This is a genomic window from Streptococcus mitis (assembly GCF_946188585.1).
GTDB lineage: Bacteria > Bacillota > Bacilli > Lactobacillales > Streptococcaceae > Streptococcus > Streptococcus mitis_DG.
Map to the genome: position 1 here is coordinate 377,334 of NZ_CAMHVI010000002.1, position 14,020 is coordinate 391,353.

General features: G+C 41.4%; 13 protein-coding genes. 4 read left to right on the top strand and 9 right to left on the bottom strand.

The features are described from left to right. Positions 1-39 precede the first annotated feature (39 nt). The 5 genes from dltB to N8M66_RS04465 all read right to left on the bottom strand — a co-directional run bounded on the left by dltB (position 40) and on the right by N8M66_RS04465 (position 7,345). Positions 40-1,194, bottom strand: coding sequence for a D-alanyl-lipoteichoic acid biosynthesis protein DltB (gene dltB, locus N8M66_RS04445; protein ID WP_261045847.1), 1,155 nt, complete (start codon positions 1,192-1,194; stop codon positions 40-42). 404 nt (positions 1,195-1,598) lie between these two features. Continuing rightward, entirely contained in the window at positions 1,599-2,303 is a 705-nt protein-coding gene (locus N8M66_RS04450) for an MIP/aquaporin family protein (protein ID WP_261045849.1), read from the bottom strand. Positions 2,304-2,372: 69 nt separating this feature from the next. Next, positions 2,373-4,199: a type 1 glycerol-3-phosphate oxidase gene (gene glpO / locus N8M66_RS04455; RefSeq protein ID WP_033684524.1), complete on the bottom strand. Its 1,827-nt coding sequence runs from the start codon at positions 4,197-4,199 to the stop codon at positions 2,373-2,375. Positions 4,200-4,252: 53 nt separating this feature from the next. Then, positions 4,253-5,758: a glycerol kinase GlpK gene (gene glpK, locus N8M66_RS04460; protein WP_033684525.1), complete on the bottom strand. Its 1,506-nt coding sequence runs from the start codon at positions 5,756-5,758 to the stop codon at positions 4,253-4,255. 159 nt (positions 5,759-5,917) lie between these two features. Then, positions 5,918-7,345: a helix-turn-helix domain-containing protein gene (locus tag N8M66_RS04465; RefSeq protein ID WP_261045855.1), complete on the bottom strand. Its 1,428-nt coding sequence runs from the start codon at positions 7,343-7,345 to the stop codon at positions 5,918-5,920. 164 nt (positions 7,346-7,509) lie between these two features. Here N8M66_RS04465 and hslO point away from each other — a divergent pair, with 164 nt between their 5' ends. From hslO to N8M66_RS04480, 3 genes are read left to right on the top strand one after another with little or no spacing between them, the layout of a single operon-like run. Further along, on the top strand, positions 7,510-8,382 hold the full coding sequence (hslO, locus tag N8M66_RS04470; protein WP_033684527.1) for an Hsp33 family molecular chaperone HslO: 873 nt from the start codon (positions 7,510-7,512) through the stop codon (positions 8,380-8,382). After that, the gene (dusB, locus tag N8M66_RS04475) at positions 8,369-9,349 is read left to right on the top strand and encodes a tRNA dihydrouridine synthase DusB (protein ID WP_000183308.1); all 981 of its coding nucleotides are present in this window, start codon (positions 8,369-8,371) and stop codon (positions 9,347-9,349) included. Before hslO ends, dusB begins: the two co-directional genes overlap by 14 nt. 1 nt (position 9,350) lies before the next feature. Further along, positions 9,351-9,902, top strand: coding sequence for a cysteine hydrolase family protein (locus N8M66_RS04480; protein ID WP_261045856.1), 552 nt, complete (start codon positions 9,351-9,353; stop codon positions 9,900-9,902). A 69-nt stretch (positions 9,903-9,971) separates the two neighbouring features. On the opposite strand, the gene N8M66_RS04485 is transcribed toward N8M66_RS04480, so the two are convergent. Then, positions 9,972-10,670 (bottom strand): hypothetical protein, encoded by a 699-nt coding sequence (locus tag N8M66_RS04485; RefSeq protein WP_261045857.1) that lies wholly within the window; start codon positions 10,668-10,670, stop codon positions 9,972-9,974. A 278-nt stretch (positions 10,671-10,948) separates the two neighbouring features. Here N8M66_RS04485 and N8M66_RS04490 point away from each other — a divergent pair, with 278 nt between their 5' ends. Further along, the gene (locus tag N8M66_RS04490) at positions 10,949-11,179 is read left to right on the top strand and encodes a hypothetical protein (protein WP_049539434.1); all 231 of its coding nucleotides are present in this window, start codon (positions 10,949-10,951) and stop codon (positions 11,177-11,179) included. A gap of 72 nt (positions 11,180-11,251) precedes the next feature. On the opposite strand, the gene N8M66_RS04495 is transcribed toward N8M66_RS04490, so the two are convergent. Genes N8M66_RS04495 through N8M66_RS04505 form a run of 3 tightly spaced genes read right to left on the bottom strand, consistent with a single transcriptional unit; the run spans position 11,252 to position 13,874 of the window. After that, complete coding sequence (locus N8M66_RS04495) at positions 11,252-12,025, bottom strand: NUDIX hydrolase (protein ID WP_261045858.1); 774 nt, start codon at positions 12,023-12,025, stop codon at positions 11,252-11,254. 1 nt (position 12,026) lies between these two features. Further along, a complete protein-coding gene (gene pnuC, locus N8M66_RS04500) occupies positions 12,027-12,806 on the bottom strand; it encodes a nicotinamide riboside transporter PnuC (protein ID WP_261045860.1) in 780 nt (259 codons plus the stop codon). 9 nt (positions 12,807-12,815) lie between these two features. After that, on the bottom strand, positions 12,816-13,874 hold the full coding sequence (locus N8M66_RS04505) for an AAA family ATPase (RefSeq protein WP_261045861.1): 1,059 nt from the start codon (positions 13,872-13,874) through the stop codon (positions 12,816-12,818). Positions 13,875-14,020 lie beyond the last annotated feature (146 nt).

Genomic DNA, 14,020 nt, shown 5'->3' on the forward strand with positions numbered 1-14,020 from the left:
ATCCTATCCCTTCGATCCGTCCAATCTCTTTTCAAGTTCTTATCTCTTTAAAATCGTGAGTAAGATTTTATAAGGTTCACCTGAAAAGATAAAGAAACCAACCATAACCAAATTCATGGTCACAAACCAACTCAGTAGCTTATACCAATTTTTGTTTTTATTTTTCTTATAAAAATTGCTTTTCTTTTGATACACTTCAAATCCAGCCATCAAGACACCATGATAAAAACCATAAATAATGTAGCTAACACTAAGACCATGCCAAAAACCCATGACCAACATATTGACCATATAGGCATAAGTTGCATTATGTAATCTATTTTTAAACCATTTTTTCCTGATAACCTGCATCAATACTCTTGAAAATACAAAATCTCTTAACCAGGTCGACAAAGTAATATGCCATCTGGTCCAGAAATCTTTGATATCGACACTCAAGAAAGGTTTGTTAAAGTTCATCGGTGTCTGAATACCTAGAATGTTGCTACTTCCAACGGCCATTAGACTATAGCCTGCAAAGTCGAAGAACAGATACAAGGTATAGAGGTACATATACTTGATTGAGTAAACGACTGTGCCAGTATTGCTTAGAGCGAGTAACATCTGGTAAACATAGGTTGATAAAACAACCTTGTAAAGAAGGCCTAGAACGATACGATACACACCGTCCCCTGCTAACTCTAGATACTCTTTTCGAGGCATGACCTCGTTTATCTCTTTTAAAAATCTCCTACTCCGATCAATCGGACCAGCACTAACTGTAGGGAAAAAAAGTAAAAATTGCAGGTAGTCTTTTATACTAATCTTTTCTTTAATCAAGCCATCCGATATCTCCAGCATGATCTGAATGGTCTTAAAGGACATGTAAGAAATGCCAATAAATGCCAACAAATGTAGAGAAGTCAAGGCAAAGACTTTATTGATCACTAAAGGAAGAATGGAAAGGAAAACCAGTGGTTTCAGCCGCTTTGCCTCTATCCTCTGTGCTAGAAAAACTAGAAAATATTGGTAAATGACAAAGGCAAGTAAATAGACAATCATTGCTCTACTCTTGCCATAAATAGCTCCTGCAAATAAGAGGGAGAGCACCAAAATATAGTAGTCCTTACGTTTTTCAAAAAAGTTTACTACAAAACCAATTAGTAAAACTACAAACAAAAGAAGGAAAAACTCATTCCCCTCGAAATAATTCATACCAGCCAAACTCCTTTTTTCTTTTTCTCATCTCTTGATTTATCTTTTTAAGATTAGTTCCTATCATATTACCAAGGATAGTTAACTTTATTCATTATATCATAATTTAAAAACTAAAAATACTTCTGTTATTTTATTTCTTAAAATAAAAAATCCAACTGACTCTAAGTACTGAACCCCAATAATGAGACAAAATTATTCACACCATAAATAAAATTCAAGAACAAAAAATTAATGAAGGAAGCAGTGAAAGATTCTGCCTTTTTAGCTAAAATAGTAATCAACACCAGTATACAAACTTAAAAAAATCAAAACGACCAAAATGAAGTGAGAAAGTGCTCCTTATTTTGGTCGTTTTTTGTAAGTTATGTTTATTACGGTATGAATAATTGAGTTTTAATATCTTAGAAAAGCGAGAATACAAGCACGGCCAAGGCTGCACCAATAACAGGTCCCACAACAGGAATCCAAGCGTAAGACCAATCTCCGTCTCCCTTGTTTGAAATTGGCAAGAGGCTATGCATGATACGAGGTCCAAGGTCACGTGCAGGGTTCAAGGCATAACCTGTTGTCCCACCTAGTGAGAGACCGATACCGACAATCAAAGTCCCCACTGCAAAAGTTCCGATACCTGCCTGAAGATCATAAAGCCCCAAAGCAAAGATTGTCAACACCAAAACAAAGGTGCCCAGGATTTCGCTGATCAAGTTAGAAACTGTATCCTTGATGGCTGGACCAGTGCTGAAGGTTGCAAGGATATTGCCTGCATTTTCTTCTGCCTCATAATGCGGTTTGAATTGCAACCAAACCAAAATCTGACCGAGCATAGCCCCTGCGAACTGAGCTAGGATGTAAGGGAAAACGGAAGCCCAAGGCAAACCACCTTTTAAGGCTACACCAATAGTCACAGCTGGGTTTAAATGAGCTGGACTGAGCTTGCCAGATACAAATACTGCAACCGCAACTGCAATCCCCCAACCCATAGTAATCACAATCCAACCTGAACTGTTGCTCTTGGTTTTAGGAAGAACCACACCTGCAACAACACCATTTCCTAGAAGAATCAGGATTAAAGTCCCCAAAAATTCCCCAAATAATTCATTCATCATCTTTCTGTCTCCATTAAAAAGAAGGGGCGGGCGACAAGGAATGCTACCCTCCACCTCTTTTCCTTTTTCTTAATTTTTTAATTCTGCTAAATCGTTGTTAGCAAGAGCTGCTTCGACATCCGCACGGTAGCCTGCTTTTTCATCTTCTGACCAGTCATAGAATCGTCCCATTTCATCCAAAACTGGCTCAACGATACTATCCAAGCTATCACGCATAAAGAGCATGTGGTTGGTACGACGAAGGAGGAAGTCAACTGGACTAAGAGCCAACTCGTTACGCATTGCATAGTGAAGGGACAAGGTGTCTGCCAAGCTGAGTCCTGGCGCTTGTTCCAAGCTGTGAGCAAGAGCAAAGACCTTCGGTGCATTTGAACCGTAAAGATTTGCTAGGTAATGAGCTTCCTTGCTATCCAAACCACGTGACACTCCAAGTTGGGCAAAGGCTTCGATTTCTGAGTCCACATTTGCTGGATTCAATTCTCCACCTGAAACAGGGTAAGTCTTAGAGTTGATGAGTTTAAAGCTTCGGTCAAATTCTGCTTTGAGGATGTCGACCACGCGCTCCATAGCTCCTTCAGCCATCTTACGGTAGTCTGTGATTTTACCACCAGCAAGAGTCAAAAGTCCATTATCATCACGGTCCAAGCTAGAGCCACGAGAAACTGCAGATGGATCCAAATGTTTCTCAGATGTGCTGCTTTCAAGCTTGCTAACAGCAGATTCAACATCTTCACGCGTTTTTTCTTTCGATAGATAAGCTTCGACAGTCGCAATCAAGGTATTGAAGCTTTCATCGCTAATAGTTCCATTATTTCCGCCATTGTAGTCAGAAGCGCTATTGCCTGCGATCAATGGACGAAGACCTGCCCAGCTGCTTTCGATATCATCAATGGTAATGTTAGCTTCTGGGAAGCGGTTGTTGACAATCCCAAGTAGGTAATCTACATCTTCCTGCGTCACTTTTGGATGTTCCAAATCGCCTGTGTAGTCTGTATCCGTTGTACCAAAGTAAGTCTTATTTTCACGTGGGAGAACAAAGACCATCCGACCGTCACCCAAACCTGTGTCAAAGTAAACTGGCTGTGATACCTTGATCTTGCTTGAATCCACTACCAAGTGAACTCCCTTAGTTGGACGCATTTGTGAGAATTGTGTTCCCTTATTAGACAAATTGCGTACCTTATCGCTCCAAGGACCTGTTGTGTTGATAACCAGACGAGCCTTAATTTCAAAGACTTGGTCTGTCAACAAATCACGAGCTACAACACCTGTAATCTTGCCACTTTCGTCAAAGAGGAAGCCTTCTGCCTTAACGTGGTTAGCAATGAGGGCACCGTCTTGATTGGCACGTTTGATGTTTTCAATCACGAGACGCGCATCGTTGTTACGGAAGTCAAGATAAACCCCACCTCCTACCAAACCTTCTTTCTTCAAGTTTGGCTGGCGTTCCAAGACTTCTTCCTTGCTCAAAACCTTGTTGGCAGCTGGCGTGTTATTAACCCCTGCCAAGAGGTCGTAAAGGTCCATAGCTACTTTCAAACGGAAGAGGCTAAAGGTCGCTCCATCCTCATCGTAAACTGGCAAGAGCATTGGGTCTGGTTTTGGAATATGTGGTGCAATTTGTTGGACCACTGCACGTTCTGAAACCGTATCTGATACAACTTCTACGTCAAATTGCTTAAGGTAACGCAGACCTCCGTGAACCAATTTAGTTGAACGGCTAGATGTTCCTTCTGCGAAGTCTTGCATTTCAATCAAACCAGTATCTAGACCACTAGCTGCAGCCTGCAAAGCTACACCAGCCCCTGTGATCCCCCCACCGATAATCAAGAGATCCAAGGTGCGTTCCTGCATTTTTTTAATTGATAATTCACGTGTTTTCTTTGAAAATTCCATATCTACACACTTTCTAATTAAGTCCTGTCATTGTTAAACTGATGTCATCAGTATTAGTCTTCTTCTGCAAAAACTTGAGTTGCTTTTACAGCTTTCTTCCAACCCTTGTAAAGTTGTTCCTTACGAGATTCATTCATAGATGGCTCAAAGAGTTCTCCAGTCTCATTCAAGAGTTTCAACTCATCTAAGTCTTTCCAATAACCAACTGCCAAACCAGCTAGGAAGGCTGCACCTAGAGCTGTTGTTTCCAAGTTTTTAGCACGAGCAATGTCAATTCCTAAAATATCAGCTTGGAACTGCATGAGGAAGTTGTTCATAGCTGCGCCGCCATCCACTTTCAATACTTGAATAGCTGTTTGAGAATCTACCTGCATCGTGTCAATAATATCACGCACTTGATAAGCAATTGATTGAAGAGTTGCCTTAATAAAGTCTTCCTTACTTGTTCCACGAGTCAAACCAAAGACTGAACCGCGAGCATTTTGATTCCAGTATGGTGCACCTAATCCTGTAAAGGCTGGAACCACATAAACTTCATCATCATTGTGTGAATCACGAGCATATTTTTCAGATTCTGGTGAGTTCTCTACCATTCGAAGACCGTCACGAAGCCATTGAATCGCACTTCCTGCGATGAAGATTGAACCTTCCAAGGCATAGTAAACCTTACCATTGATACCGTAACCGATAGTTGTCAAGAGGTTGTTTTCAGACAACTGCATTTCTTCACCAGTATTCATGATGATGAACGAACCTGTTCCATAGGTATTTTTAACCATACCAGGTTCAAAGGCTAACTGTCCAAAGAGGGCTGCCTGTTGGTCCCCTGCCATACCTGAGATTGGAACTTCTCCACCATAGAAGTGGAATGGAGCTGTCTTACCGTAGATTTCAGAGTTAGAACGAACTTCTGGCAACATAGCCTTAGGAATGTTGAGGATTTCCAAAATCTCATCATCCCATTTGAGTTCCTTAATGTTATAAAGCATAGTACGGGCTGCATTTGAATAATCCGTTACGTGAGACGCACCGTCTGTCAATTTCCAAACCAACCAAGTGTCAATAGTACCAAAGAGCAATTCACCCTTTTCAGCTCTCTCTTGCGCTCCCTCTACATGATCCAAAATCCAACGAACTTTAGTAGCAGAGAAGTAAGCATCGATAATCAAACCAGTCTTTTCATGGAATTTTTCCACATATCCTTTGCTTTTTAGTTGCTCAGCTAAAGGAGCTGTCTGACGAGATTGCCAAACGATGGCATTGTAGATTGGAAGTCCTGTTTTCTTATCCCAAACAACTGTTGTTTCACGTTGGTTAGTAATCCCGATTGCTTCGATTTGACTTGGTTTCACACCACTATCAATGAAAGCACCAGCAATAACAGACTGTACAGAGTTCCAAATTTCATTGGCATTGTGCTCCACCCAACCTGCGTGAGGGAAAATTTGAGTGAACTCTTTTTGGCTAGAGCTAACTTTTTCACCTTTTTTGTTAAAGATAATGGCACGAGAACTTGTTGTTCCCTGGTCAATGGCCATGATGTATTTTTCTTGTGACATGTGATGTCCTCCTCATAAAGATCTTGAGGATGTCTCCTCTTTACACTAACTAGTATACAAAATAAAGCGCTTTCTTGTTTATCAACTTTTTTTTATTTTTAAAAAAATGTGAGGAGATTGTGTAAATTTCACAAAAAAGACCTGGAAGCACCAAGTCTTTTAAGTGAATAATAACTGACGAATCCCTGCCAAATCTTCCATATCCAAGTCATTTTTTAAATAATAGACTGGTGTCTGCTCCTTCTTATAAATAGGATTATTGGTAACCAGCAAATCATAATGTCGAGTTCGGTCATAGGCTTCAATGGTAATGAAACGATTGTATTCCAAATACCGTTTCAAAATGGCTGCCATCCTTGAAAAGACAAGAAAACCAGATGTCAAATCCAGACCAATCCGCATATGCTGGCCACCATTTTCAGCCATATACTCGATCAACTGGAGCCATTCCCAGAGAATTTTCTTATCTAAAGCTGCCCCCTGATGAAAAGCGGGCAAGACATGAAAAATCTTCTCTGCTATCCCCTTAAAATCATGTTCCATCAGCAAATAAGGATGACGATTTTCAGTCTGGTATTTATACTTATCTTGTAAAATATAACCCTTATATAGATAGACTTGAGCACAAAGCTGACTGAGTTCATAGGTAACATGGTCCTCTGTATAATCACCTAATAACTCCTCTTTCTTCATTTCTTGAATCAATTGCGTCAGCAAATCTGCCAACTGCCCTCCAAAACCAAGAATATACTCCATAGTATGAAGGGGAAGAATGCGATGAGATAGGAGGAAAGAGAAGAATATCATCATCTCACCATCCTCAGTTCCGAGAGGGAGGTGTTGCCCAGCAAAAAAAGACGGAGTCTTTCTCAGCAAGCGAAGGTAGAAAATATTATCAAAATACCCTTTCATTTTCTCTTCTATAACTTGGAACTGACAGGCCTTGACCCGAAGACGCTGTTGACTGATATGAGCCCAGAGAACCAAGTCCAATTTCTGCCCTGAAGACAAGCTTGCACCGCAGATTTCCTCTAAACTGGCAATCTCCTGCTTTCTCTCTGGCTTCTGCATGTGACCTTCCCATTCCTGACTCGACCAGACCTTACGGAAAAGACAGAAATAGAAATAGCGAATCTGATGCTCTGGACCTCGCCAACGTCCATTTTGGATGGATAAATCAAATTCTGACAAAATCTGATTTAAACCAGCCAAGTGACGGCCAAGCGTAGCCTCACTAATCATCAATTCTTGAGCCAGCTGATGGGCTAAAAACTGTTGGTGGTAAAGAAGATAGACTAAAATCTGGTATTTAACCGCATTCTCCAAAAACAAGCTCCGAATATCTCTCCCCTTGGTAGCTGCACCGATTGATAGACGCAGATTTTCATCTTCTAAGTGGATTGTCAGCTCTAAACCACTGTCCAAAGCCTTGTCATTGAGCAGGGTGACATATTTGGTTAGGGTTGCTTTTGAAAATCCTGTTTCCTCCATTACAGCCTTGACGGTCGTCTCAGACTCTTGTAAGAGAAAGGAAAGGATTGAAAATTGGCCAGATTCAGCCTTTTCCATCAAGTCTCCTAAATACATTTGTTACCCCTTTCATTTTCTACCTTAAGCATAGCATAAATCTAACAAATGCTGAAATAATCTGTTTCTCTTTTTACTTTCATGCTGATTTCCTGGTCCATTATCCTGAAAATCAACAAACACACGGCTCCCCCTTTGGAAATTTTTGTGCTAAAATAGTAGCTATGGATAAAATTATTAAAACTATATCAGAAAGCGGAGCCTTTCGTGCTTTTGTCCTTGATAGCACGGAAACCGTCCGCACTGCTCAAGAAAAACACCAAACCCAAGCTAGCTCAACTGTAGCACTTGGTCGAACTCTTATCGCTAGCCAGATTCTCGCCGCCAATGAAAAAGGAAATACCAAACTTACAGTTAAGGTGCTGGGCTCTAGCTCTCTAGGTGCCATTATCACGGTCGCTGATACCAAGGGGAACGTCAAAGGCTATGTTCAAAATCCTGGTGTTGACATCAAAAAGACTGCAACTGGTGAAGTTCTAGTCGGACCTTTTGTTGGAAACGGTCAATTCCTCGTTATCACAGACTACGGTACTGGAAATCCTTACAACTCCATGACTCCCCTTATCTCTGGAGAAATCGGTGAAGACCTTGCCTTTTACCTGACTGAAAGCCAACAAACGCCTTCAGCAGTCGGTCTCAATGTCCTTTTGGACGAAGAAGACAAGGTTAAGGTTGCAGGTGGTTTCCTAGTTCAAGTCTTGCCGGGAGCCAAGGAAGAAGAGATTGCTCGCTTTGAAAAACGCATCCAAGCAATGCCAGCTATCTCAACGCTTCTCGAAAGTGAAGACCATATCGAAGCCCTCCTCAAAGCTATCTACGGTGACGAGGCTTACAAGCGTCTTTCTGAAGAAGAAATCCGTTTCCAATGTGACTGTAGCCATGAGCGCTTTATGAACGCTCTTGCTAGCCTTCCAAGTTCAGACTTGCAGGAAATGAAAGAGGAAGACCACGGAGCAGAAATCACTTGTCAATTCTGCCAAACTACTTACAACTTTGATGAAAACGACCTGGAGGAACTCATTCGTGACAAATCTTAATACACCCTTTATGATTGGCAATGTTGAGATTCCCAATCGTACCGTTTTAGCACCCATGGCTGGCGTGACCAACTCAGCCTTTCGTACTATTGCAAAAGAGCTCGGAGCTGGACTCGTTGTCATGGAAATGGTCTCTGACAAGGGAATCCAATACAACAACGAAAAAACACTGCATATGCTTCATATCGATGAAGGCGAAAACCCTGTTTCTATCCAACTTTTTGGTAGTGATGAAGACAGCCTGGCACGCGCAGCAGAATTCATCCAAGAAAACACTAAGACCGATATCGTGGATATCAACATGGGCTGCCCAGTTAACAAAATCGTGAAGAACGAAGCTGGCGCTATGTGGCTCAAGGATCCAGACAAGATCTACTCTATCATCAACAAGGTCCAGTCTGTCCTTGATATCCCCCTTACTGTCAAAATGCGTACCGGCTGGGCCGATCCATCTCTGGCAGTTGAAAATGCCCTCGCTGCTGAAGCTGCAGGCGTTTCTGCCCTCGCCATGCATGGCCGTACCCGTGAGCAAATGTATACAGGTCACGCAGACCTTGAGACCCTTCACAAGGTTGCCCAAGCTCTGACCAAGATCCCATTTATCGCCAACGGTGACATCCGTACAGTCCAAGAAGCCAAACAACGCATCGAAGAAGTCGGTGCTGATGCAGTCATGATTGGCCGTGCTGCTATGGGAAATCCTTACCTCTTTAACCAAATCAACCATTACTTTGAAACAGGAGAAATCCTACCTGATTTAACTTTTGAAGACAAGATGAAAATTGCCTACGAACACTTGAAACGCTTGATTAACCTCAAAGGGGAAAATGTCGCAGTTCGTGAATTCCGTGGCCTCGCTCCTCACTACCTCCGTGGAACATCTGGCGCAGCCAAACTCCGTGGAGCCATTTCGCAAGCTAGCACCCTAGCAGAGATTGAAGCCCTCTTGCAGTTAGATAAGGCTTAAAATGGTTCATACTGCTCTACTGATTATCGATATGCAAAAAGCATTTGATAGACCTATCTGGGGAGAACGAAACAACCCTCAAGCTGAATATCAAGCGTTGAGGGTACTGGCATACTTTCGTAAACACGCTCTTCCAGTCTTACACATTCAGCACATATCTGACAATCCCCAGTCGCAATTTCATAACAAACAAAATCAGATGTTTAAAAGTGGATTTGAGCCAGTTACTGCAGAACCTGTCTTTCAAAAAACAGTTAATAGCGCCTTTATTGGAACAAATCTTGAAACCTATTTACGAAAAAATCAGATTTGTCATTTAATCGTTGTTGGTTTGACTCTGCCTCATTGTATATCTACTACGACACGAATGGCAGCAAATCTTGGTTTTAGAGTCACTTTACTAGCAGATGCTACTGCCAGTTTTACCCTATCTAACAAAAACGGTCAGGCCATCTCTCCTGAGACTATCCATGAGATTAACCTCCTTTCTCTACAAGATGAATTTGCTCAAATTCTTACTACAGAAGAATTTCTAACCCAAGTACAAGTATAAAATAATCCGTCAACTCTTATTGAGCTGACGGATTTTCTTTGATTGTAAATATTCAAATACTGATCGTTATTATTGATTCAAAGCAACACTGGAAACCTTACCATCCGCTCCTGTTGTAATTTGGATGATTTTTCCCCCACCAATTTTGGCATTATACTTACCATCATCAAGAGTATAAGAATAGTCTCTGATAGAGTAGTTTTCTTTCTTTCCATCAGCAGATTCTACTGTGAATTTGCCTCCTGATGAAACTGTGATGGTTTCACCATTGGCACCCTTCCAGTTGCCTGCAGCTGCTGAGAAATCACCATCAACCATGGTTAAAACACCCTTGTAGCGTTTGTTGTGTTCTGCTTGCTTGTCTTGAAGTTTGCGGTCAGTTGTGGGATCATAGCCTGACTGGTTAGACTGAGCTTGAGAACCTTGCTGAGTTGAAGGAGCTTGAGTAGCAGTTTGTTGACTAGCTGCCTGTTGATTAGACACTTCTTGGCCTTGTCTTTGCTCTGGTGCAGGTGTCGCTTCTGATGGTGTCGCAGTTGCTGCAGACTGGTCAGTAGATGATTTGGTCTTTTCAGATGAAGCTGAACTTGAGGACTTCTGAGTTTTACTTTCTTTGCTAGAAGAAGCTGCTTTTGAGCTTGATGATTGGCTTGTCTTAACAGAACTGCTTGCTTGAGTTGTTTCCTTTTTATTTCCACAAGCTCCTAATAGCAAGGTAGAAGCCAATACAGTTGCTGCCATCAATTTGATATAGGTTTTCTTTTTCATTTTTCTACTCCTTTGTAATATTTTGGAAATATAAAGAAATCTTTTCGTAATATAATTGTAACATTTGGCTTTAAATATGTCAACAATTTATCTAAACTATTTTAAAAATCTTAAATACTTTAGATACATTTACTCCTCCTACTCTTCTATTCGTAATAAAACAGAAAAACAGGAGATTTTTCTTTTAAAATTTGAATTTGTTTTTTGTGTAATCGCTTGCATTGTATTAGACAAAGGAATATAATAACATTGAAATAGAATATAGGAGGTGTAGGCTTATGTTAAGCAAATATTACAAGTATCTTCCTGGGTTGATTTTGGGAGCTATTTGCTCTTATGAAACAGCCACTTACTATGCGCGAACTGCATTTGATGTCTTCTATCTAACTACAAGCTTTATGATTGTCTACATCGCTTTGTTATTTTTACATGAGAACTATCTCAAGTATCGATACAAAGACTTTTTTACTCACCTGTTGAGCAATTCTAAGAAAGATAGCCACCCATAAAAGCAGTCACAACACAAAACCATCTCATGATGATACATAAAGAGGTCAGGAACTTTGTCCCGACCTCGTTTTCTATTTCAATCGATAAGTTTTTCTTGGTTTCTTTTTAGGTACTCGTTTGAGTCCGACTTCTTCTACATATTCGCCGTATTTTACCAGAAAGTTATTGCTGACGATTGGTCGACCAGGGTTGATGAGATTGACCAGTTCGGTTCCCTCGTAGACAGTGAACTCCTCCTCCAGCAGATAAAGGAAGGTCGGGTTCCAGTCGAGACGGCCTTGGATTCGTTTGATGGATTCTTGGATAATGGCATAATGGTCAAAGGCGAAGGCTTGCTCGTCCAGCTCGACTCCCTCTAGGTAGCATTTGCCTGTCTGAAAATCGACATCTACAAAAACCACATCCTTAGCATCATCTCCTGCCTGAACGAGGTCTAGGACGCGACTAGGCAGATAAACCAAGTGGGCAATGGTCACTGTCCAGCCCCGGGGGTCACGCCCGGGGGTCGATACAGTCATCAATTGCTCGATTTTTTCTAAAGGAAGATCGAGATTGACTTCTTCACTCACCTCGCGTTGACAGGCATGTGCAGCATCTTCCCCCTTGTCCATAAAGCCTCCAACTAAGGCCAAACAGTTTTGATAAGGGTGAGCCTTGCGACGAATCAGCAAGAGCTTGATCTTTCCTTCAACAAAGCAGTAGGCCACCATATCCACTGTCACACTTGGTTTTTCATATTGTGGGAGCTCCTGATTGTAGTACCAGTCTAAAAATTCCTCCTGACTGGCATGGATTTCATAATATTCTTTTTCCGTCATCCCTGCTGGAATCATCGTGTCCGTCATTTTAAGCCTCCTTACGAACTGCCTTGGTCCATTGGTACCAACCCACTAGACTATTTAGTGTGTAAACCCAGTACATCCCTTGGATGTGAATATTTTCGCCCCACCAGAGATAAATACTAAAAAGATTGGTTGCAATCCAGAAAATCCATTGCTCACGGTAGAGACGTGTCATCAAGAGCTGACCAACACCATTGGTCGCATCAGTAACACTATCACGGAAAGGGCGAACGCTATTGATACTTTGGTATGCCAAGCCCATACCAATCCAAATGATAGCTGTCAAGGCCAAGTACTTGAGCCAATCAAGCACAGATAATTTCTTGGCTTCAAAGTGAGATTCTTCTGCTTTTCCTTGATCATTAATACGATTAGACAGCCAAGCATAGAGACCAATCGGCTGCATGACAAAGAAGTAAACGGTTGTCAAGACTTCTCCATAAAAAGTCGCGTTCATGGCCAAAACCAAATAGATAGCTGAGTTGATGGCCCCAAAGAGATAATTGCTTGCACGCCCTTCTGCTACCAAGATAACACAGACAATCCCAGTCCAAGATGCCAACAAGCTCATCCAGTCATGACTTTCTGTATTTTGCGTGAATTCCAAGATCAAGGGAACACTTGACAAGACAATAAGATACAACCACTGGAAGAGGCTACGGCCGACAAAGAGATCTTTCCAGAGCAGGTTCATGATTCCTGCAAAACCGATCTTGCGGGCTTCCGCATGGACATTTTTAAAGTTTTCGATAAATTGTGTGATTTTTTCAGTTAGTTTTTTCATATTTTTCTCCTAATCTGCTTGGTAAATGGCATCAATAGCCACTTTTGCTGCTTCATAATTTCCTAGATAATCTTCTGCTAGATAAACTAGTGGAATGTTTGCTAAGTAGCGCTCCCTCATCTGGTCCAAATGCTGGGAAAAACTATGACGAATATGGTCTTCTGCCATAGTCATATCTCTAAATCCGTCATTGACATAGGAACCGACAGGTTGCACAAAGAGAATCAAGTCCCATTTTTCCTTAGCCAAGATTGAAACAAAGAGATTGTCAAATGTCTCTCCTGATAAGTCCCTTTGGTCCTCAGTCTCCATGTAATAATCATAGTAGCCCTTGGTTACTAAGGAGTTGGTGTCTGCTATTACCAGTCCCCTATTGGCATTGCTATCGATTAACTTAGATGTCTGGTCATACTGCCCCAACAGGAGATAATAGTAATCCTTTGGAGTCAATTCATCGTCGCGGACATTGTTTTTGATCTGGTACTCACGCGCGTATTCCAGGCTAACTGGTGCATCGTAATACCTTGCCAAATCCTTGGCTAAAGTGGTCTTCCCATTGCTGGCACTTCCCATAATCAACACTTTCTTTGTAAACTGACGTCGGAAGGGTTGAGCAATATATTTCCAATATTTGCTTGGATTTTCTCGAATCATAGTCGCTGAGATACCAAACTTTCTTTCTTGCAAGACAGTCTCAAAGCTACGATTAGACAATTCTTGCTGGTAGTCTGCTTCTCCCACAAAGAAAATTAGTTCTTGCTGGGTTTCATCATAGGAAATCTCCGCTAACATTTGGTCCAACCACTCCTGCCAGCCCATAGGGTAACGAGGAAGATTGGTTTCATCTAACTTGCAGACCGAGGTCAACTCGTCATCACCAAAGGCCTCTCGGATATAGCGAAATCTCTTTTGAAGCGTTAAGCCTACCTGCTCTCCTCGGTCTCCCTCATAGCCTGAAACAACAACCCAGACCTGGTCACACTGCCGCTTCGCTCGCTGGATTAGATCGATATGTCCTTGATGAAGCGGAGCAAAGGTTCCAAATACCACTGCTGTTTTCTTTTTCATAAACGCATTATCTTTTTATAATTTTTGATATTTTTATTCTCTATGTTTTTATTATAAACTATATTTTTATTTTGTCAATAGTTTTTTATCATTTCTTATAAAAAAGTAGCAAAAAAGAGAATCAAGATTGCTCCTGATTCTCCATT

Excerpts from the sequence above, each read along its gene's own strand:
- dltB (WP_261045847.1), bottom strand. The coding sequence starts at position 1,194 with ATGAATTATTTCGAGGGGAATGAGTTTTTCCTTCTTTTGTTTGTAGTT.
- N8M66_RS04450 (WP_261045849.1), bottom strand. The coding sequence starts at position 2,303 with ATGATGAATGAATTATTTGGGGAATTTTTGGGGACTTTAATCCTGATT.
- glpO (WP_033684524.1), bottom strand. The coding sequence starts at position 4,199 with ATGGAATTTTCAAAGAAAACACGTGAATTATCAATTAAAAAAATGCAG.
- glpK (WP_033684525.1), bottom strand. The coding sequence starts at position 5,758 with ATGTCACAAGAAAAATACATCATGGCCATTGACCAGGGAACAACAAGT.
- N8M66_RS04465 (WP_261045855.1), bottom strand. The coding sequence starts at position 7,345 with ATGTATTTAGGAGACTTGATGGAAAAGGCTGAATCTGGCCAATTTTCA.
- hslO (WP_033684527.1), top strand. The coding sequence starts at position 7,510 with ATGGATAAAATTATTAAAACTATATCAGAAAGCGGAGCCTTTCGTGCT.
- N8M66_RS04480 (WP_261045856.1), top strand. The coding sequence starts at position 9,351 with ATGGTTCATACTGCTCTACTGATTATCGATATGCAAAAAGCATTTGAT.
- N8M66_RS04485 (WP_261045857.1), bottom strand. The coding sequence starts at position 10,670 with ATGAAAAAGAAAACCTATATCAAATTGATGGCAGCAACTGTATTGGCT.
- N8M66_RS04490 (WP_049539434.1), top strand. The coding sequence starts at position 10,949 with ATGTTAAGCAAATATTACAAGTATCTTCCTGGGTTGATTTTGGGAGCT.
- N8M66_RS04495 (WP_261045858.1), bottom strand. The coding sequence starts at position 12,025 with ATGACGGACACGATGATTCCAGCAGGGATGACGGAAAAAGAATATTAT.
- pnuC (WP_261045860.1), bottom strand. The coding sequence starts at position 12,806 with ATGAAAAAACTAACTGAAAAAATCACACAATTTATCGAAAACTTTAAA.
- N8M66_RS04505 (WP_261045861.1), bottom strand. The coding sequence starts at position 13,874 with ATGAAAAAGAAAACAGCAGTGGTATTTGGAACCTTTGCTCCGCTTCAT.